Annotated in this window: 1 protein-coding gene; it reads left to right on the top strand. The window is 63.3% G+C overall.

The window, feature by feature from the left end; all coding sequences use genetic code 11:
- A partial coding sequence (locus tag J5M56_RS24095) for a transporter substrate-binding domain-containing protein (protein WP_207937955.1) occupies positions 1-374 on the top strand: 374 nt, incomplete at its 5' end.
- Positions 375-539: the final 165 nt, after the last annotated feature.

The raw sequence follows: 539 nt of genomic DNA, 5'->3' as shown, positions 1-539 counted from the left end.
TGCAGATCATCAGCGCGAAGGATCACGCCGACGCGTTCCTGAACGTGAAGAGCGGCCGCGCGGTCGCGTTCTTCATGGACGAGCCGCTGCTGTACGGCGCGAAGGCGAAGGAAGCGAACCCGGGCGACTACGTGATCACGGGCAATTCACCGGTATCCGAAGCGTATGGCTGCATGCTGCGCAAGGACGACCCCGGCTTCAAGCAGCTCGCGGATCGCGTGATCGCGCGGATGCAGCGCTCCGGCGAGGCCGAGGCGCTATACGTGAAGTGGTTCAACCGGCCGATACCGCCGAAGGGCGTCAATCTCGACTATCCGCTGTCGGCGGACATGAAGCAGCTGTTCGCGAATCCGAACGACAAGGCCCTCGATTGAGCAGGCGAACGCATGCGCGCGCCGGGGGCCGCCGGGCCGAGTGCGGTTGAAACGAAAAACGGAAGAAGCCCGGCTTCTTCCGTTTTCTCTTGACGGCCGATTTCGACGCCCGATTTCGCGGCCGATTGCAGCGTTCGATCGCTCACGGTTCGAACCGGGTTCGAA

The sequence above is a fragment of the Pseudomonas sp. 51_B genome (assembly GCF_017491595.1).
Classification (GTDB): Bacteria; Pseudomonadota; Gammaproteobacteria; order Pseudomonadales; family Pseudomonadaceae; genus Aquipseudomonas; species Aquipseudomonas promysalinigenes.
The sequence above is the reverse complement of the archived record's forward strand: the minus strand, read 5'-3'. Positions and strand labels throughout refer to the sequence as shown.